Source organism: Haloarchaeobius caseinilyticus (assembly GCF_051207395.1).
Lineage (GTDB): Archaea > Halobacteriota > Halobacteria > Halobacteriales > Natrialbaceae > Haloarchaeobius.
Map to the genome: position 1 here is coordinate 286,982 of NZ_JBPJZC010000003.1, position 18,172 is coordinate 305,153.

Annotated in this window: 15 protein-coding genes; 6 read left to right on the forward strand and 9 right to left on the reverse strand. The window is 64.2% G+C overall.

All coding sequences use genetic code 11. The features are described from left to right. Positions 1-6 precede the first annotated feature (6 nt). Positions 7-639, reverse strand: a complete 633-nt coding sequence (locus ACSC1P_RS14090) for an NUDIX domain-containing protein (protein ID WP_435360824.1) — start codon at positions 637-639, stop codon at positions 7-9. Between the two features lie 177 nt (positions 640-816). Here ACSC1P_RS14090 and ACSC1P_RS14095 point away from each other — a divergent pair, with 177 nt between their 5' ends. Next, a complete protein-coding gene (locus ACSC1P_RS14095) occupies positions 817-1,701 on the forward strand; it encodes an NmrA family NAD(P)-binding protein (protein WP_435360825.1) in 885 nt (294 codons plus the stop codon). 61 nt (positions 1,702-1,762) lie between these two features. After that, entirely contained in the window at positions 1,763-2,185 is a 423-nt protein-coding gene (locus ACSC1P_RS14100; protein WP_435360826.1) for a VOC family protein, read from the forward strand. Here ACSC1P_RS14100 and ACSC1P_RS14105 read toward each other — a convergent pair whose 3' ends face one another. Both ACSC1P_RS14105 and ACSC1P_RS14110 read right to left on the reverse strand, forming a co-directional pair. Further along, a complete protein-coding gene (locus ACSC1P_RS14105; protein WP_435360827.1) occupies positions 2,186-3,067 on the reverse strand; it encodes a hypothetical protein in 882 nt (293 codons plus the stop codon). Positions 3,068-3,269: 202 nt separating this feature from the next. Then, complete coding sequence (locus ACSC1P_RS14110; RefSeq protein WP_435360828.1) at positions 3,270-3,908, reverse strand: ferredoxin--NADP reductase; 639 nt, start codon at positions 3,906-3,908, stop codon at positions 3,270-3,272. Positions 3,909-4,008: 100 nt separating this feature from the next. Between ACSC1P_RS14110 and ACSC1P_RS14115 the strand changes: the two genes are divergently transcribed. Further along, positions 4,009-5,757: a 2-oxoacid:acceptor oxidoreductase subunit alpha gene (locus tag ACSC1P_RS14115; RefSeq protein ID WP_435360829.1), complete on the forward strand. Its 1,749-nt coding sequence runs from the start codon at positions 4,009-4,011 to the stop codon at positions 5,755-5,757. Further along, a complete protein-coding gene (locus ACSC1P_RS14120) occupies positions 5,754-6,617 on the forward strand; it encodes a 2-oxoacid:ferredoxin oxidoreductase subunit beta (protein ID WP_435360830.1) in 864 nt (287 codons plus the stop codon). Before ACSC1P_RS14115 ends, ACSC1P_RS14120 begins: the two co-directional genes overlap by 4 nt. Before the next feature lie 199 nt (positions 6,618-6,816). On the opposite strand, the gene ACSC1P_RS14125 is transcribed toward ACSC1P_RS14120, so the two are convergent. After that, on the reverse strand, positions 6,817-7,485 hold the full coding sequence (locus ACSC1P_RS14125; protein ID WP_435360831.1) for a DUF6517 family protein: 669 nt from the start codon (positions 7,483-7,485) through the stop codon (positions 6,817-6,819). 493 nt (positions 7,486-7,978) lie between these two features. Between ACSC1P_RS14125 and ACSC1P_RS14130 the strand changes: the two genes are divergently transcribed. Continuing rightward, positions 7,979-8,947, forward strand: coding sequence for a phosphoadenosine phosphosulfate reductase family protein (locus ACSC1P_RS14130; RefSeq protein ID WP_435360832.1), 969 nt, complete (start codon positions 7,979-7,981; stop codon positions 8,945-8,947). A gap of 60 nt (positions 8,948-9,007) precedes the next feature. Beyond that, positions 9,008-9,934 (forward strand): phosphoadenosine phosphosulfate reductase family protein, encoded by a 927-nt coding sequence (locus tag ACSC1P_RS14135; RefSeq protein ID WP_435360833.1) that lies wholly within the window; start codon positions 9,008-9,010, stop codon positions 9,932-9,934. Between the two features lie 26 nt (positions 9,935-9,960). On the opposite strand, the gene ACSC1P_RS14140 is transcribed toward ACSC1P_RS14135, so the two are convergent. From ACSC1P_RS14140 to ACSC1P_RS14160, 5 genes are all read right to left on the reverse strand, one after another. Further along, the gene (locus tag ACSC1P_RS14140) at positions 9,961-12,009 is read right to left on the reverse strand and encodes a histidine kinase N-terminal 7TM domain-containing protein (RefSeq protein WP_435360834.1); all 2,049 of its coding nucleotides are present in this window, start codon (positions 12,007-12,009) and stop codon (positions 9,961-9,963) included. Positions 12,010-12,162: 153 nt separating this feature from the next. Then, positions 12,163-13,401 carry a mandelate racemase/muconate lactonizing enzyme family protein gene (locus ACSC1P_RS14145; protein WP_435360835.1) on the reverse strand — a complete coding sequence of 413 codons (1,239 nt, stop codon included), beginning with the start codon at positions 13,399-13,401 and terminating at the stop codon, positions 12,163-12,165. Positions 13,402-13,543: 142 nt separating this feature from the next. Further along, on the reverse strand, positions 13,544-16,015 hold the full coding sequence (locus ACSC1P_RS14150; protein ID WP_435360836.1) for a GAF domain-containing protein: 2,472 nt from the start codon (positions 16,013-16,015) through the stop codon (positions 13,544-13,546). A 110-nt stretch (positions 16,016-16,125) separates the two neighbouring features. Continuing rightward, complete coding sequence (locus ACSC1P_RS14155) at positions 16,126-16,848, reverse strand: diphthine--ammonia ligase (RefSeq protein ID WP_435360837.1); 723 nt, start codon at positions 16,846-16,848, stop codon at positions 16,126-16,128. Between the two features lie 57 nt (positions 16,849-16,905). Beyond that, on the reverse strand, positions 16,906-18,057 hold the full coding sequence (locus ACSC1P_RS14160) for a DUF373 family protein (RefSeq protein ID WP_435360838.1): 1,152 nt from the start codon (positions 18,055-18,057) through the stop codon (positions 16,906-16,908). Positions 18,058-18,172 lie beyond the last annotated feature (115 nt).

An 18,172-nucleotide genomic window follows, 5' to 3' on the forward strand; every position in this document is an offset into this window, starting at 1 on the left:
AAGAAACTACCTGTTTTCAACAGGCCACGCGTCGGCGCGACGCTGGGCGAAGTAGTGGAGGTTCGGCGGCAAGTCGGCGAACCACGCCGCGCCGTTTAGCTGGTCGGACTCGATGGCGACGCTCCCGCCGCAGTACGCGCCGTCGAAGACGACGTACGCGAGGTGGACCTCGTCGGCGGAACAGGGGTCTTCGACGATGGCCCAGTGGACGAACACACAGTCGGTCGGCTCGCAGTCGATGCCGGTCTCCTCGTGAACGACCCGGGTCGCGGTCTGCTCGAACGTCTCGCCGCTGCCCGGTTCGTCGGAGTCGTAGCCCCGCAGGCCGCCGCCGGGTGGACACCAGCTATCGCGCTCGCGGCCCATCCCGAGCAAGACGCGCTCTCGCGCTTCGCGCGCCTCCTCGGTGTCGTCTCGGACGCATCCGTCTCCTGCTCCGGGTCCTGCGACCTGGTCCGCGGTTCGAACCGTCCAACAGTACGCGCCGCCGATGTAGCCGTCCTCGGCGTGCGCCCGGAGGTCGTCGAACTCCCCGCTCGGCTCCTCGCGCTCCGTGACGACGGTCACGTCGTCGTACTCGCGCGTGAGACGACCGACCCGTCTGGCGACCTCTCTGGCGTTGTAACGAGCGGGCGACATCCTTCACTCGAAATCGGCGGAGGGCGCTGATGAATGTACTGGCTATACACTTCGTTACGCGACGTGCGAGGGCGGAGCACGGCGTCGACGGTACGGCGCGACCCGCTGGCGAGCGAGGTCATCATATCCCTGACAGTCCGGGAGAACCCTCAGGTAGCCGGGATGCGTCTCTCGACTATGGATGGACTCGTCCTCGTGACCGGCGCGACAGGGACTGTCGGGGCACCGTTGGTGCGTGCACTCGTCGACGACGACGTTCCCGTCAGCGCAGCAGTCCGGAATCCACCGACTGCCGACCTGCCAGCAGCCGCCGAGACCGTCACCTTCGACTTCGAACGACCGGAGACGTGGGGGTTCGCACTGGAGAACGTCGACCGACTGTTCCTCCTGCGACCACCGACCGCGACCCGCGTCGGCCGACATGTCATCCCGTTCGTCGCGGCCGCGGCCCGGTCGGGTGTCGAACACTGTGTCGTCCTCTCCGTCCTCGGTGCGGAGAAGAACCCACTCTTGCCCCACCGACGCATCGAGAAGGCGGTCGCCGGGTCACGGATGACGTACACATTCGTGAGAGCGTCGTTCTTTATGCAGAACTTCCTGACGACACAGCGAGAGGATATCTGCGGCCACGACGAACTGTTCGTCCCGGCCGGCGACGGCGCGACGAGTTTCGTCGACGCGCGCGATGTCGCGGCGGTCGCCGCAGCAGCACTCGAAAACCGTGTTCACGTCGACTGCGCGTACGACGTGACTGGACCGGTCTCACTCACGTACCACGAAGCCGCCGACGTGTTCTCGGACGTACTCGGCCGGGAGATTACCTATCCGTCCCCCTCTGCACTCGCGTTCGCTCGGCGGTGGCGTGGCCGAGACGCGTCGCCCGGATTCGTCCTCGCGATGGTCGGTATCTACACGACCGCCCGTCTGGGATTCGCGAGTCGAGTCACGGACGACGTAGCGCACGTACTCGGTCGTGAACCGCGCGACCTGCGCACGTTCGTCGCCGACCACGCCGCGGCGTTCGCGTCGGCTGTCGGGTCCGTGCCATGCCAACAAACCTGACCGCGGCGCAGCTGTCGACCCGACCGAAACGGTGAGGCGGACACCGCGCGTTCTTCCAGCGATGACCACGAGCGAAGCCACTGTGAAAGAGATCGGCGAATTGGCACTGCGCGTCGACGACCTCGACGAGATGACGGCGTTCTACCGGGACGTGGTCGGCCTCTCCGTCCTCGAACGATTCGACACGAGCACCTTCTTCCGACTGCGCGAGGGCCACGGCGGCCACACGCAAATCGTCGCCCTGTTCGACCGCGCTGGAAGCGACGACTACGTCGCGCCCGACCCGGCCCGCACGACGGTCGACCACTTCGCGTTCACCATCGACGTGAGCGACTTCGAAACGGAGCGCGAGCGACTCGAATCACTGGGCATCGACCTCGATTTCGCCACGCACGAGTGGGTGTCGTGGCGGTCGCTCTACTTCTCTGACCCCGAAGAAAATCGTGTGGAATTCGTCTGTTACGACGAATCCGTGACCGAGTGATTAGTCGAGTTCGTCGTCGAACATGCGCGTCTTGCGGCCGTTGACCTCGTGGTCGACGACGACGCGCTTCGGGTAGGCGTTCTCGAAGCGCATCCGCGACTGGTACGGGACGTGCCCGACACACTCGACGCAGGCCGCCTCGGACGCGGGCGTCGCGCCGACGGTCACGGTCAGCCGGTCGTCGCGCAGGTCGACCGATTCGATGCGGGCGGTGTAGCACGGATTCGGCGTCAGGACCGTCCCGTCGACCAGTACCTCCTCGTTTTCGCGCGAGACCGTCGCGGCTTCGAGCGTGCCACAGCGACCGGTCTCAGACGTCACCGTCGCGTCGACGAGTTCGGACGACGGACACCCGATGAGCGTCGACTCACTGGTCGAACTCACGATACCGCCGACGTCGACACGAATCGACGTGGTCGACGCGTTACAGTCGAACGCGCCGAGTCCGATTTCGGCTGCCTCCGCGCCCGAGACGTCGATGGCGACGACGTACTTCGCGGGCGTGTTCACGGTGAGTTCGAGCCAGCCGTTGGCTGGGAACGAGCGGATCTGCCAGAGACGGACCCGACTGCGGTCACGAACGCGGAACCCGATCCGCCGTTCTTCGTCACTGTCGTTCCAGATGCGGACCACGCGCGGCGCAGTGTTGTCCGCGAAGTCGACGCTCTCGCGCGTGCCGAGCGTGGCTCGTGCGAAGGGCTCGGCATCTTCCGGGAAGGTGCCGCCCTTCGGTTCGGCTTCGAGTTCGAAGCCCGGCCCGCCTCCGAACGAGCGCGTGTCATCGTATCCACCATCGTCAGCCCCCACGGCTCCCCCAACGGAGCCGACTGCTGCGAGGTATGCGGTACCACCGATTGCGGTGAGCAGTTGTCGGCGTCGCATACCCACCTATTCTACCTTCTCCTAAAAGACCGTTAGGGAAGCTGAAACGCCGAAATTAGGAAGAATTGGGAGTTCAGGATTGGCGACCACTCAGGGGGGAGGAGCGACCGATTCGACGACCTATCAAACCGGAACAGATTGCCGACAAATGGGTTGCCAACTTCCCGTTCAGTCGACTGCCTGTCGGCACTGGTCAGCCGACCTACCCGAAGCTCTCGACGTTCGCCTCGTCGGCGTCGAGGCCAGCCGCTTCCAGCGCGTCGACGGCCAGTTGGCAGAACTCTTTGAACCCGAAGACGTACACGTCGCCGTCCTCGGCTGCGGCACCGACTGCCTCGGCGAGTTCGTCGTCTGCGTCGTCGGCGAAGATGAAGACCTCGCTGCCTGCGTCGGCGAGCGCGTCGAGTCGGTCCTCGTGTGCTGGGTCGTCGTCCTGATACACGACAGTCGCCGCGTGACCGTGTTCGACCGCGCGCTCGGCGATGGCGATGGCCGGGCCGACACCCGGACCGCCCGCGACGACGACCACGTCGCCCTCGTCGTCGTAGCAGACTTCCCCATAGGGGCCTTCGATGCGGACCTCGGCACCGGTGTCGAGGTCGGCCAGCCACGGCGACAGGTCCCCATCAGGGTCGACGCCGACGGTAATCTCGAACGTCTCGTCGACGGTCGGCGAGGAGAGCGTGTAGTACCGGTTCATCTCCTCACCGTCGACCTCGGCGCGGAGTAGCACGAACTGCCCGGGGAGGGCGTCGAACCCGTCTGGCGTTTCGAGGTCGAGTGCGATGGTGTCCGAACCGACCGACCGAACAGCCGCGACGCTGACTGTCGTCTCGTCCATAGTTTCGGCTATTCCGTAATCGCGTAAATGCCTTCCCTTCCGGCCGATTCCCCCGTGTTTCAGAACCCTTTTACTCCCACGCTGGGTATCCGTCGCCAACATGGCCGAGGACTTAAACTGGGCTGTCGGCGGAGAGGCCGGTGACGGCATCGACTCCACCGGCAAAATCTTCGCTCAGGCCCTGTCGCGTGCAGGAAGACACGTATTCACCTCGAAGGACTTCGCGTCCCGCATCCGAGGTGGCTACACAGCATACAAGATTCGAACCGCCGTCGACCCGGTCCAGAGCGTCGTTGACCGACTCGACCTCCTCGTCGCGCTGACGCAGCGGACCATCGACGAGAACCTCGACGAACTCCACGACGACTCCGTCGTCATCTACGACGGCGAGCGCTCGTGGGAGGCCGACGTGCCCGACGAGATGCACGCCGTCGACGTGCCCCTGAAATCGCTCGCGGAAGACGCGGGCGGCGCAATCATGCGCAACATCGTCGCGCTCGGTGCCGCGTGTGAAATCTCGAACTTCCCCATCGAGAACCTCGACGAGGCGCTGGAGAAGCGCTTCGGCTCGAAGGGCGAGAAGATCGTCGAGAACAACAAAGAGGCCGCGCGCCTCGGACAGGAGTACGTCGCCGAGCACTACGACCTCGGGACGGACTACGACCTCGACACGACCGACGAAGACTACGTCCTCCTCAACGGTGACGAGGCAATCGGGATGGGCGCCATCGCCGCTGGCTGTCGTTTCTACGCCGGCTACCCCATCACTCCCGCGACGAACGTGATGGAGTACCTGACCGGTCGCATCGACAAGTTCGGCGGTCACGTCGTCCAGGCAGAGGACGAACTCTCCGCCATCAACATGGCCCTCGGCGCGGCGCGCGCCGGTGCCCGTTCGATGACCGCGACCTCCGGTCCCGGTATCGACCTGATGGCAGAGACCTTCGGTCTCATCGCCACTAGCGAGACGCCGCTGGTCATCGTCGACGTGATGCGCTCCGGTCCCTCGACCGGGATGCCGACGAAGCAAGAACAGGCCGACATCAACATGGCGCTGTACGGCGGCCACGGCGAGATTCCGCGCTTCGTCGTCGCCCCGACGACCATCTCCGAGTGTTTCTGGAAGACGGTCGAGGCGTTCAACTACGCCGAGAAGTACCAGACGCCCGTCTACCTGCTGGCCGACCTCTCGCTCGCAGTCACCGAGCAGACGTTCACGCCGGACACCTTCGACATGGACGAAGTCGAAATCGAACGCGGCAACGTCGTCGACGACGACTCCATCGAGGAGTGGCTCGACGACGAAGGTCGCTTCCAGCCCCACGCCGCCACCGAGGACGGCATCTCGCCGCGTGCCTTCCCCGGCACGGAACAGGGCGCACACATGAGCACCGGTCTCGAACACGACGCGCTCGGTCGCCGGACCGAGGACACCGACGTCCGTATCGAGCAGGTCGACAAGCGCTACCGCAAGGTCGAGACCGCACGCGAACGGGAGAACTTCGACTACCGCGAGTTCGGCAACCCCGATGCAGAGAACCTCGTCATCTCGTGGGGGTCGAACGAAGGCGCACTCATCGAGGCGCTCGACTACCTCGACGAGCGAGACGTCGACGTGCGGGTCCTCTCGGTTCCGTACATCTTCCCGCGCCCGGACCTCTCGGACGAGGTCGAGGCCGCGGACGAGGTCATCGTGGTCGAGTGTAACGCCACCGGCCAGTTCGCCGACCTCATCGAGCACGACGTGCTCGAACGCGTCGACCGCATCAACAAGTACAACGGCATCCGCTTCAAGGCGGACGAACTCGCAGACGACATCGCTGCGGCTATCGAGGAGGCACAAGCATGAGCTCCGACGTTCGATTCACCGACTTCAAGTCCGACAAGCAGCCCACCTGGTGTCCCGGGTGTGGTGACTTCGGCACGATGAACGGCATGATGAAGGCCCTGGCGAACACGGGCAACGACCCCGACAACACGTTCGTCGTCGCCGGTATCGGCTGTTCCGGCAAAATCGGGACGTACATGCACAGCTACGCGCTGCACGGCGTCCACGGCCGCGCCCTGCCCGTCGGCACGGGCGTCAAACTCGCCAACCCGAACCTCGAAGTGATGGTCGCGGGTGGCGACGGTGACGGCTACTCCATCGGTGCTGGGCACTTCGTCCACGCCGTTCGCCGGAACCCCGACATGACCTACGTCGTCATGGACAACCGCATCTACGGGCTGACCAAGGGGCAGGCCTCGCCGACCTCGCGCTCCGACTTCGAGACGAGCACGACGCCGGAAGGCCCGCAGCAGCCGCCGGTCAACCCACTCGCGCTCGCACTCGCCGCCGGTGCGACGTTCATCGCCCAGTCGTTCAGCTCCGACGCCCTGCGCCACGCCGAGATCATCCAGCAAGCCATCGAGCACGACGGCTTCGGCTTCGTCAACACCTTCAGTCCGTGTGTGACGTTCAACGACGTCGACACGTACGACTACTTCCGCGACTCGCTCGTCGACCTCAAGGAAGAGGGCCACGACCCGAGCGACCGTGAAGCGGCCAAGCAGAAGATTCTCGAAGGCGACAAGGAGTACATGGGCGTCCTCTACCAGGACGAAGAGAGCGTCCCGTACCACGAGATTCACGGCGTGAACGAGAACATGTCCGACATCTCCGAGGAAGCGGCCGAGGGGACGATGGACCTGGTTCGCGAGTTCTACTAACGCCCTTTTTCCCCTTCGGGGTCGCTCACTTCGTTCGCGACCCGCTCGGGCAAAAAGCTCGGCCAAAAAGGCTGGTCACTCACTTGGCTCACGGGCTTCGCCCGTTCGCTTCGCTCGTTCCCAGTGAACGACAGCACTCGGGTTCTTCGAACCGCTCGTGCTGTCGACGATTGGAACTGAAAAATCGGACTCGTCGCGGTTATTCTTCGTCGTCAGTGCTGTGCTGCACGTTCTCCATCATCGTCAGCACGTCGGCCTCTTCGTTGGGCAGTTTCGTCGGGTGGCCGCCGATGGCGATGACGAAGTCCTCGCCGTGTTTCACCATGGTCACGTAGATTTTGACCTCGGTCGGTTCGCCGTCTTGCATCGTCTGACCGGTGTAGACGCCGACGGTCGTCGCCTTTTCCAGCATCGTGACGTCGGTTTCACCGTCGCGCTGGATGTCCGTGACCTCGCCGTAGGAGGTCTCGTACTGGCCGAGAACTTGGTTCAGGACGGCCGAGTTGTTCATGTCCTTGACGGGGTTCATCGGCTGGCCGACCACGTCGGTCTGGTGCGTCGAGACGACGGCGAAGATGCCGACTTTCTCGTCGATGAAGTCGTCGTTCTTCTCGTACTGCGCGACCTGATTGTGGACCTTGATGGTCCGGTTGCCGATACCGGCCTCTTCGCCGTCGACGATGGTCGTCCGGTTCTCGACCGCGGTCTCGGTGTAGCCGGTGCCGTCAGGCCCGAGGGCGCTGTCGGCGACGACAGCCTGATTCGCACCGTACTCTAGGGCCTCGTCACCCGTGACGAAGCCTAAACACCCACTCGTCAGGAGAACCGTCACCGCCACCACGGCGACGAGTTTCCGCCTCGCATGCATGCACTGAGGATACGGATTCGGAGGCAAGTACCTTCCGGCTATCAGGGGGATTGTCGGTGGCCTTCGTGGTTGGGGTCTCTGCACGTCGTCGCTGACTCGAAGGGGGCCTGTCGTCGATGATTCCGGTTCCGAGGAACAGTTCACTCGCGCCGATGGAACATGACCGCAGCCACACCCTCCCCATCCGATTCGCCAGACCTCGCTCCGCTCGCTCTGGCTCATCCCTCGCGCGGCTACACCTCGTGGTCTCGCTTCGCGAGACACACTCGTCAGCGCGCGCCATGCCGGTAGTGAAGGGTCACGTCGAACACCGAAATCGAACTCTTAACGGCCGACAGATTTATCAGAATGCGCCATGACAACACGACTCTCGAAAACGAAAAACTCCTCCACAGACTCCATAAATGCCGAATTTTGCATATACGGGAAACCCCGAAGAGATTTCCGGCCCCAAAAAGCACTTTGGCAGGGCCGTAATTACATCTAATTACAGATGTCCGAGTTCCCCGACTACCTCGACGTCGACTACACTGACGGTGAAGGCGAGTCCCCCGAGGACTACCCGTCCATCCAGCACAAACTCGAGAAGGCGCTCGACGTGACGAAAAAGGGCCTCGAAGAGTACGAGAACCCGGCCGTGATGTGGACCGGCGGCAAGGACTCCACACTCACGCTCTACTTCGTGAAGGAGGTCGCAGAGAAGTACGACCTCGACCTTCCCACGACGGTGTTCATCGACCACTACCAGCACTTCGACGAGCTCATGGACTTCGTCCGGCACTGGGCCGACGAGTGGGACCTCGAAGTGAAGTGGGCGCGTAACACCGACGTCGGCGAGTACGTCGACGAGAACGACCTCGAACCGGGCGACGACATCCCGGTCGACGCGCTCTCGGAACACAACCAGCACCACATTCGCAACATCCTCGAATACGAGGAGGAGACGTTCCCGTTCCTGCTCGACACCTACGTCGGGAACCACCTGCTCAAGACCGTCGCACTGAACGACACCCTCGAATCCGAGGAGATCGACGGCATCATCTCCGGTATTCGCTGGGACGAACAGGAGGCACGCGCGGACGAGACGTTCTTCAGCCCGCGTCACGACCCCGATATCTACCCGCCCCACGACCGCATTCAACCCATCCTCCAGTTCATGGAGGCCGACGTGTGGGAGGCGTTCTGGTACTTCGTAGTGCCGGACACGGTCGACGAGTACCCGGACGACGGCTACGTCCCGCAGGACTACGACGACCTGCCGAACGGCCTGACCCACGAGGACATCCCCGTCTCGCCGAAGTACTTCGAGGGCTTCCGCTCGCTCGGGTCCGAAGTCTCGACCGACAAGGCCGAGGCCAAGCCCGCGTGGCTGCAGGACCTGGAGAACACGACCGAGCGCGCAGGCCGCGCCCAGGACAAAGAAGACCTGATGGAGCGCCTGCGTGACCTCGGCTACATGTAATCGGTAGCGGGCACCCTACTCGCCGACAGCGATACACCTTCTGACAGCCTTTCTAGGGGTATGCACCCCCGTATCGACTACAGCCTCGGGAGTGGCCACACTGCGGCCGACTACCCGACGCTCGACGACCGACTCGCACAGGCGCGTGCGGTCGTCGAGACCGCACTGGACGCCTACGACGCCCCCGTCGTGTTGTGGACCGGTGGAAAGGACTCGACGCTGTTGCTCTGGCTCGTGCGACAGGTTGCAACAGAGCGCGGGGTTCCGACGCCGCCGGTCGTCTTCATCGACCACTTCGACCACTTCACGGCCGAAGCGGCGTTCGTCGAGCGGTGGTCGAAGCGGTGGAACCTCGATTTACTCGTCGCGCGCAACGAGGAACTCTCGGTGTTCGAACCGGGGGAACTCGTCCCGGTCGACGCCCTGCCACGACGCGCACGGCGGGAACTGCGGACCGTGCTGGGCTACGACCGCGACGAGTTCGTCGTCTCGCCGGACTCGCCGGAGGGGGCGCACCTGCTCCAGACGCTCGTACTGTCCGATCTGTTGCGCGACCACGGCTTCGACGGGGTGTTCACGGGCGTTCGCTGGGACGAACTGCCCGCTCGCTCGGACGAGACGTTCTTCAGCCCGCGCCACGACGCGCCGGTGCCGCACGACCGGGTTCACCCGTTGCTCGCGCTCACCGAACGAGACGTGTGGGACGTGACGTGGGGCAAGCTGGTGCCCGATGTCGTCGAGGGCTATCCGCTGGGACACGTCCCACGTGACCAGCAGGACCTGCCACCCGACATCACGGTGACCGACCTCCCAGTCTCGCAGAAGTACTTCGAGGGCTACCGGAGCATCGGCACGGCCAGCGGGTCCGGCCGGGCCGGTGACCGTCCTGCGTGGGTCGTCGCCGGCGATGGGTCACCGGAACGCGCCGGCCGGGCGATCGAGACGGAGTCACGGATGCGTCGACTGCGCGACCTCGGCTTCATGTAACTGGCCCCCGGCGGCTGTCGCCGGTGTCAGTCGTCGTTCTGACTCGCCGGCGATTCCCCAGAGAGGGACGACGTGGCTCCGTCGAACGAGAGGCGGAGGCCGCCCCACTCGCTCTCGCCGACGTGCACGGACCAGTCGTGCGCCTCGGCGATTCGCTGGACGATGTTGAGTCCGAAGCCGGTCCCGCCGGCGGCCGTCGTGTAGCCGAAGTCGAACACGTCGTCACGCTCGCTCTCGGGAATCCCTGGCCCGTCGTCTTCGACGATGAACCCGGACTCGGTCCGCCTGACCCGAACGATGCCCTCTTCGTCGCCGTGTTCGACCGCATTGCGGAACAGGTTCTCCAGCAGTTCACAGAGACGGGACTCGTCCGCGAGTAGGAGGTCGCCGTTCTCGACGACGAGCGACACCGACCCGGAGTCGACGTTGACCCACGCCTGTCGGACGACAGTGGCGAACTCGACGGTCGCGGTGGCATCGATGCTTCGACCCTCCCGCGAGAGCGTCAGGAGGTCGTCGATGAGTCGTTCCATCCGGTCCAGGGCACTGTCGGCTTCGTCGAAGAGTTCGTCGTCACCTGTCTCACGCCCCAGTTCGAGATAGCCCTGCGCGACGCCGAGTGGGTTCCGAAGGTCGTGGCTCACCACCCCGCTGAACTGTTCGAGTCGGTCGTTCTGGCGTTCGAGTCGTCGTTCGCGCTCGCGCCGAGCCGTCATGTCTCGGGAGTTCACCACGATACCGCCGACGAACGGGTCGTGGTGGAGGTTTCGCGCCTTCGACTCGACGAGACACCACGATCCGTCGGCGTGTCGCAACCGATGTTCGACCGTCAGTTCGGTCCCACTCGGCGACAGGTACGTCTCGAACTGCGACCGGAGTCGCTCTCGGTCGTCCGGGTGCGTGACTGACAGTACGTTCGTCCCCTGTAACTCCTCCCGGTCGTACCCGAGGACGTGTTTGACCGCGGGACTGACGTAATCGATGGTCCCGTTCTCGTCGAAGACGGTCACGAGGTCCGACGACTCTTCGAGGAGTCGACTGTGGCGACGTTCGACCTCGTACCGGTCCGTCACGTCACGGAAGATGAACAGCTGTGCGACCCGAGAGCGCCGTGACGTCACGTCGGACCGGCGCAGTTCGAACACCCGTCGCTCACCGTCGACTTCGGTGACGAATTCGTTCGCCGATTTCCGGCCGACCGCGCCATCTTCCACGGCTCCGGAGTCGAACGGGAGGACTGCACTCGCCGGTTCGCCGACGAGGTCAGTCGAGTCGACACCGAGCACACTCAACGCGGCCCCGTTCACGTCGACCACTCGTCCGCGGTAGTCGACGGCGACGAACCCGTCGCGCATTACCGAGACGAGGTCGTGGCGACCGACTGGCACCACGTCGAGGAGGTCGTACCAGAACAGGCTCATCCCGAACGCGACGCCGGTCACCGTGAGCAAGAACGGCGACGGGTCCAAGTGTTCGACCGGGCTCAACTCGACGAACCACAGCAGGTTCCCCACGACGGGGACGAGCAGCCCGACGAGGACCACACCGGTCTGATACTGGTGGAGCGGGTGCTGTCGGTGAAACTCCCGGAGCAGTAGGATGACACCCACCGCGATGAGGACGTAGAAGTAGGCGTACGAGGCGTGAAACAGTGCCGTGTACGTAATCTCGGTTCGGAACACCGGTGGCCCCGACACCGGCTCGACGCTGGCCCAGATGAGCGAGCTATCCACCCAGTACACGACGAACAGTGCGACTGGATGCGCGAGCAACAGGCCCGCCCGCGGCCACCCGGCCCAGTGATCATAGCCGATGTACGCGAAGACGAACAACAGCGCGAGGACCGGTACCGGGAGCATACCCACTTTGCTCACCTTGAACCAGAACAGATACGCATCGAGCGTCGTCTGGCTGAACCGAATCGCGTTCGCGATGGACCAGACCGTGATACACGCCATCATGACGGTGAACCAGCGCACTCGCGGTGACCCCCATCGACGGATACCGACCCCCGTGAGCACCAGACTCACCGTGCCGGCGAGTACTAGCGCTGCGACAAACCCGTTCTGAAGCACTCGGGAGCATAAAAGGACCCTCGAATACAAAGGTGAAACGGCCGATTTAGTGGCCGATGGACACTAGCAACAGCAATTTTCGAGAAGCCCGCGAATCAGTGATTCGCTGGCCCGACGAGTCGTTTCACTCTCGTCGAACATTGTGACTTCGGCTTACGCCTCGTCGAAGAGAGTCTCACCCTCGACCATGTTCTCGGCGACGACGTCTTCGTCGAGCGTGACGCCGAGGCCCGGCTCTTCGGGAATCTCGATGTAGCCGTCCTCGATGACGGTCTCTTCGACGAGGTCCTCCCACCAGCCGAGTTCGTAGGAGTGGTATTCGACGGCGAGCGAGTTGGGGACCGCAGCGCCGACGTGGGCGCTGGCGACCGTCGCGACGGGTGAGGAGACGTTGTGCATCGCGACCGGGACGTAGTACTGGTTCGCGATGTCCGCGATTTTCCGGGTCTCGCGCATGCCACCGACCTTTGGCATGTCGGGGGCGACGATGTCGACGGACTGGTTCTCCAGCAGTCGACGGTGTTCGGTCGCACGGTAGCGGTTCTCGCCGACCGTGATGGGCGTCGTCGTCGACTTCGTGACCTCCTCCTGTACCTTGAGGTTCTCCGGCGGGACGGGGTCTTCGAGCCACCACACGTCGTACTCCTCGATGGCGTCAGCGAGGCGCTTGGCGGAGCCACCGGAGAACGTCCAGTGGCAGTCGAACGCCACGTCGGCGCGGTCTTTGACGCGCTCGGTGACCTTCTCGACGATCTCTGCCTTGTGACGAATCTCGCCGGGGCGGAGGTGACGGTTCGCGCGGTCCTTCTCGAAGCCGGAGGGCACGTCGAGGTCGAACTTCAGGGCGTCGTAGCCCAGTTTCTCGACGACGCGCTCTGCCTCGTCGGCACAGGCCTCGGGGTCTGCTTCCTCCTCGGTGTGGCAGTCACAGTAGACGCGCATGTGGTCGCGGTACTTGCCGCCGAGGAGCTGGTAGGCCGGCAGTTCGAGAATCTTCCCGGCGAGGTCGTGCAGTGCGATTTCGATGCCGGAGATGGCGGTGATGGTGACGCCTTCGACGCTGCCCTCACCGGACATCTTCTGGACGAGGTGTTCGTACAGGCGGTCGATGTCGAGCGGGTTCTCGCCGACGACCATCGGCTTCATGCGCTCGATGAGTTCCGGGACACCAGCGCCCCAGTACGCCTCACCGGTGCCGACGATGCCGGCGTCGGTGTAGATTCGCACGAGTGTCCACGGGAAGTTCCCGTCGACCATCGTGGTCTGGATGTCGGTGATCTCCACGTCGCGGCCGCCGCCGCGCTTCGCGGTTACCCCCATCGTCTCCGAGGAGAGTTCGCGCATCGTGTACTCCGCGTTCGGGTCGTGGAGCTTCGTGTAATCAATTCCCATACTCAGCCATTTACTCGTAGCGTAGTAAAAGTTTACCACTAGTGGCGAGAACTACGAGAATCGTCGGTCGATGATTCACACGTCCCGATAAAGAGTGTCTAGGTCTCGGAAATTCAGTTCGGGTGCCGACGGCGTTTTCGCCTCAGGCCCGCTTGAGGGTCACATCCACCGTGACCCCTGACCCCTCGTTCGCTGCGACGCTGACTGAGCCACCGTAACTGTCGACAACCTCGCGGACGAGGTAGAGGCCAAAACCTGTCCCCGGACTCGAAAATCCGGTCCGGTCAGTGTCGGACACCGCATGTCGGAGTTCGTCGTCCAGGCCGGGACCGTTGTCGACGACGCTCACGACCACGGTGTCCGCCCGAACGTCGACGTCGACGCTGACGGCCGCGGACGACTTGTCGTTGTGCTGGACGGCGTTGGTCAACAGGTTCTCGAACACGGTCGACAGTAGGTCGTCCGCCAACACCTCGACGGCCGGGAGATTCGGCGACTCGAACTCCGCGCCGTCCGTCGTTCGCCGTGCCCGTTCGAGTTCCTGTTCGAGGACCGGCGCCAGCACGACCGACCCCCGCTGGTGGCCGTCGCCGCCGCGGCCGATAGCCGTCATGAACCCTCCCATCGTCTCGATGAGGTCGACCATCTCGTCGACTCGCGTCTCGACGGTCTCCCGGTGAGCCGCCATCTCTTCGTCGACGTGGCCGTCCAGTAGCTCCGTCCGTGCCAGGACGACGTTCATCCCGTTGAGCAGGTTGTGCCGGATGATGCGGTTCATGAATTCGAGGCGCTCACGCTCGTGTTCGAGTTGTGCCTCGTGTCCGACTCGCTCGGTCACGTCCTGTGTCAGCGTCATGCCGCCGGTGACCTCACCCGATTCGTCCATGAGCGGGACGACTTTTACCCGATACGTCGTCTCGTCGTCCTCGATTTCGAGGTCACTCGATTGGCCACCGAGTGCGGCCCGGCAAGCACTCGTGACCCGTCGACCCTGCCCGGGGAGGACACTCTCTACGTCGGTCATTCGCGCCCCGCGCACGGCCGCTGCATCGAACGATTCGCCGTCGTAGAGCGACCCCGCAACCGTCACGTACCGGAGGTCGGTGTCGAACAGCGTGACCGACCCATCCGGGATGTTCTCCGCGAGGGTCCGGTACTGGCGCTCGCGCGTCAGCATCTTCGCCTCTCGTTCGAGCGCCGTGATTGCCAGTCCGACGAGTTCGCCGAGTTGGCTGATGACGCGCTGTTCTTTCTCGTCGAACGCGGTCGTTCGCTTCGTGTAGACGTTCAACACGCCGTAGTGGTGGCCTTCGTAGCCGATGGGGACCGCAGCCGACGCGTTGAAGCCGCGGTCGTGCGCCGCCTCGCGCCACGGGGCGTAGGATTCGTCGGTCGTGACGTTCCTGACGACTTGCACCTCCCCCGTGTCGAGGGCTCGCGCCGTCGGGCCTCTACCGGCCGAGGACTCGGTGTCGACGGAGATACTGATGTCGTCGAGGTACCCGTTCGTCCCTGATTCTGCGAGCGGTTCGACGAGACCGGTCTCGTCGTCGACCGCACCGATCCACGCGAACTCGTAGGAGTCGCTCTCGGCGAGGGAGCGACAGGTGGTCGACTCGATGGCTGCACGAGACGTCTGGTTCATCACCGCGTTGCTGACCGCCCGAACCGCGCCGTTGAGTTCGTCGAGTGCGGTCAGTCGGTCGACGTAGCGCTGGCGTTCGAGTTCGTAGCTGACCCAGTTACTGAAGATGTCGACGAACGTCTCTTGCCAGTCGGTGAACGCCTCCTCTCGTGGCTCCTTGTCGTAGAAACAGAAGGTCCCGTACGGTTCGCCACCGACCGTGACCGGCGCGCCGAGGTAACAGGAGATACCCCAGTCGGCGTTGCCAGCCCGGTCGGCGAGTTCGGGTGCGTCGGCCGCCACGTCGTCGAGGACGAGCGCCTGTTGGGTCTCGACGACGCGCTCGCAGTTCGTGGATGCCAGCGGTATCGAATCGCCCGCCATGAGGTCTGCGTCGCTCGGGGCGTCGACGGCCTCGAACACGTACGTCTCGTCGTGGACCCGCGACAGCGTGGCGTAGTCGGTTCCCACGGCTTCGCGGACCACGGTCAGCAGGTCGTCGACCCGCTCTTCCAGTGAGTTGTCGACGTTCGTGATGATTTCGTAGGCGTCTCGTAACGCTCGTTCGCCCGCGTCGAGTTCGCTGGTCCGTCTGTGTCTGTCGCGGCGGTCTCGATACGTCGTGACCGCGTCGAGGACACGACTCGCCACCACCGATGTCGGCTGGTCGTCGACGACCACGTAATCTGACACGCCGGCGCGAATCGCGGCACTGGCGAGTGCTTCGTCGCCGTCGCGTGCAACGAGGACGAACGGGAGGTCGGGAGTCGTGTCACGAACCGCACGCAGGGCAGCCAGACAGTCGTCGACGCCGTCGCTACAGACGATACAGTCGAGACTCGACCTCGCAGTCTCGAAACACTCGTCGATGTCGCTACACGCGTCGACGGTGGCGTCGACTCCGTCGAACGCGTCTGCGAGGGTTGCCGTGAACGTATCCGTTTCTGCCACGACACAAACGTGCAGTGGCGAACCCTCGGATTCGGTCATGTTCCAGTGTGGGTGTTCGGAGCGATAAAGTGTACGGGTCGCGGAAGTCGGCGACAGAGTCAATTTACCGACACTTATGGTGTCGAAACGGGGCGAGAGACCCGCCGCGATTAGCCAAGTCGCGCGTCAGTTATCTGCACGTGGCCGCGGGTTCCCTCCCACACCGTCTCGTAGTCGAGTTCGATGGGACGGTCCATGTGTGGCCCGTCCGTGACGAACGTCTCGAACTCGCCGCCTTCGCCGAGGATGTGGACCCCGTATTCGTCGTGCAGGTCCTGCAACTCCGCAACTGCGTCGGCGTCGAGCGTCCGACCGAGCCAGGACTCGTCGAGGCCGCCGGCAGCGACCTGAATGATGGTGATTTCGAACCCGGCGTCGAGCATCGCCGTCGCGAGGTCGTCCGGGTCCTGTTGCCACAGCGGGGCGAACACGTCACAGCCGAGTCGGTCGGCCATTCCCTGAATGCGCGAGGTCTGATACTCGCTCTCGATGGCGCCCGCGGTCACGCCGGCGAGACCACCGTCGAGGTCGCCCTGTAGGTCAGACAGGGCCGCCTCCAGCGGCTCCAGTTCGGCGTCGCCCTGCACGCTGGAATCCTCGGCCGCCATCGCGTCGAAGTCCTCGGGCGTGACGTTCACGTGCGGCAGGCCGACGCTCTCGGCGGCGAGCGAGGTCAGCTCAGTCGCCGGAACGTGGTACATGTACGATTCGCCCTCGGGGTGGACCGTGAGCATGTGCGAGACCGGCAGGCCCTCCTCCAGTGCGCGATACAGCGCCCACGAGGAGTCCTTTCCGCCGGAGAACAGGCTCACCCACGAACCCTCTGCGGTCATGCCTCGAAGAGAGCACTGGGGGACTAAACGTGTGACGGACCTGCTCGGCCGCGCGAACTACGACCCTTGCTCTAACTCCGCTTCCTCGATGGTCGTTCCCGAGAAGATAGACGCGACTCGGACGCCGACGAGCGCCAACAGGACCGCGACGCCGACGAACACGGCGAGTCGTTCACCAGCCGTCACCATCACCGGCCCGAGCACTGCGCGCTCCCCGACGGTAATCTGCGGGACGACCAGTTGGCCGATGACGTCCGCCCGTTCGAGGAAGTACGCCGAGATGCCACGGACGACCATCGACACCGACACGAGCGTAAAGGGCAGGTTCAACGTCGCACTCGACACGGTGTCCTCGCCGATTGCCTCGTCGAGCAACCGACCGATACCCGCGGTCGCACCCGCCATCGCCAGCCACGGGATGGCGTCGAAGACGAATCGCATCGCCGGGAGGACGACTCCTTGCTGGTCGCCCATTCCCTGGACACCGAGCGCGCCGACGAAGAAGCCGACCATCGTCAACCCGGCCGCCACGACGTACGTGACGACGGAGACGTTGCCCGAATAGAGCGCCGTCTGGGTCTGGGCCGCCCCCTCTTTCAACACGTCGTCGATGGCGAAACCCTTGTACAGCAAGAACAGGCCGACGATGGCGGTGATGGTCGCCGCGCCGACTGCTGGTCCCTGCCACAGCGCCAGCGCGGGGAACGCCACGAGGGCGACCCCGAGCGGGACGAGGACGGTCTGGCGCAACTCTTCGTCCGCGAGGAACTGTTTGAGTATGTAGTACGTCGATTCGATGTCGCGTGCCTGCCGGACGACCACTCGGTCGACCGAATCGACACGGAGTCGCGACTCGACGACGGGGACGAGTCGTTCGTCCTGTGCACTATCGATGACGACGACGGCGGAATCGAGGTCGTACCGGTCGATGAGTTCGTCCAACTGGGCGGCGACGGACCGGTCCGCGCCGACGACCGTCTCGGTCGACCCCGAGACGACCGCGACGACCGTCTCTTCGTCGGCGTCGCGCAAGTCACGGGCGACACGAAGCGTCTCCAGTAAACAGTTGACACTCGAGTCTTCCGGGTCTGCCAACCCCACGTCGGTCACGAGCGAGCGAACCGCTTCCCAGCCGACGACCGGTGTCTTCAGCCCCGTCTTCCGACCGATGTCGTCGGTCCGGTCGACACAGACAACCAGCGTAGCCACTATCGGAATCGAACACGACTGTGTACAAAAATCTGCCGCGAGCGAGAGACGAATCCCCTCACCCCCTCTCGGACGGCCCTACACTGTCCGACAGCAGATAGAGAGTCCCCGATTA

Bases quoted from the DNA above. Each gene is read 5' to 3' on its own strand.
- ACSC1P_RS14150 (WP_435360836.1), bottom strand. From the start codon at position 16,015: ATGACCGAATCCGAGGGTTCGCCACTGCACGTTTGTGTCGTGGCAGAA.
- ACSC1P_RS14110 (WP_435360828.1), bottom strand. From the start codon at position 3,908: ATGGACGAGACGACAGTCAGCGTCGCGGCTGTTCGGTCGGTCGGTTCG.
- ACSC1P_RS14130 (WP_435360832.1), top strand. From the start codon at position 7,979: ATGTCCGAGTTCCCCGACTACCTCGACGTCGACTACACTGACGGTGAA.
- ACSC1P_RS14115 (WP_435360829.1), top strand. From the start codon at position 4,009: ATGGCCGAGGACTTAAACTGGGCTGTCGGCGGAGAGGCCGGTGACGGC.
- ACSC1P_RS14155 (WP_435360837.1), bottom strand. From the start codon at position 16,848: ATGACCGCAGAGGGTTCGTGGGTGAGCCTGTTCTCCGGCGGAAAGGAC.
- ACSC1P_RS14125 (WP_435360831.1), bottom strand. From the start codon at position 7,485: ATGCATGCGAGGCGGAAACTCGTCGCCGTGGTGGCGGTGACGGTTCTC.
- ACSC1P_RS14135 (WP_435360833.1), top strand. From the start codon at position 9,008: ATGCACCCCCGTATCGACTACAGCCTCGGGAGTGGCCACACTGCGGCC.
- ACSC1P_RS14145 (WP_435360835.1), bottom strand. From the start codon at position 13,401: ATGGGAATTGATTACACGAAGCTCCACGACCCGAACGCGGAGTACACG.
- ACSC1P_RS14090 (WP_435360824.1), bottom strand. From the start codon at position 639: ATGTCGCCCGCTCGTTACAACGCCAGAGAGGTCGCCAGACGGGTCGGT.
- ACSC1P_RS14100 (WP_435360826.1), top strand. From the start codon at position 1,763: ATGACCACGAGCGAAGCCACTGTGAAAGAGATCGGCGAATTGGCACTG.
- ACSC1P_RS14095 (WP_435360825.1), top strand. From the start codon at position 817: ATGGATGGACTCGTCCTCGTGACCGGCGCGACAGGGACTGTCGGGGCA.
- ACSC1P_RS14120 (WP_435360830.1), top strand. From the start codon at position 5,754: ATGAGCTCCGACGTTCGATTCACCGACTTCAAGTCCGACAAGCAGCCC.
- ACSC1P_RS14105 (WP_435360827.1), bottom strand. From the start codon at position 3,067: ATGCGACGCCGACAACTGCTCACCGCAATCGGTGGTACCGCATACCTC.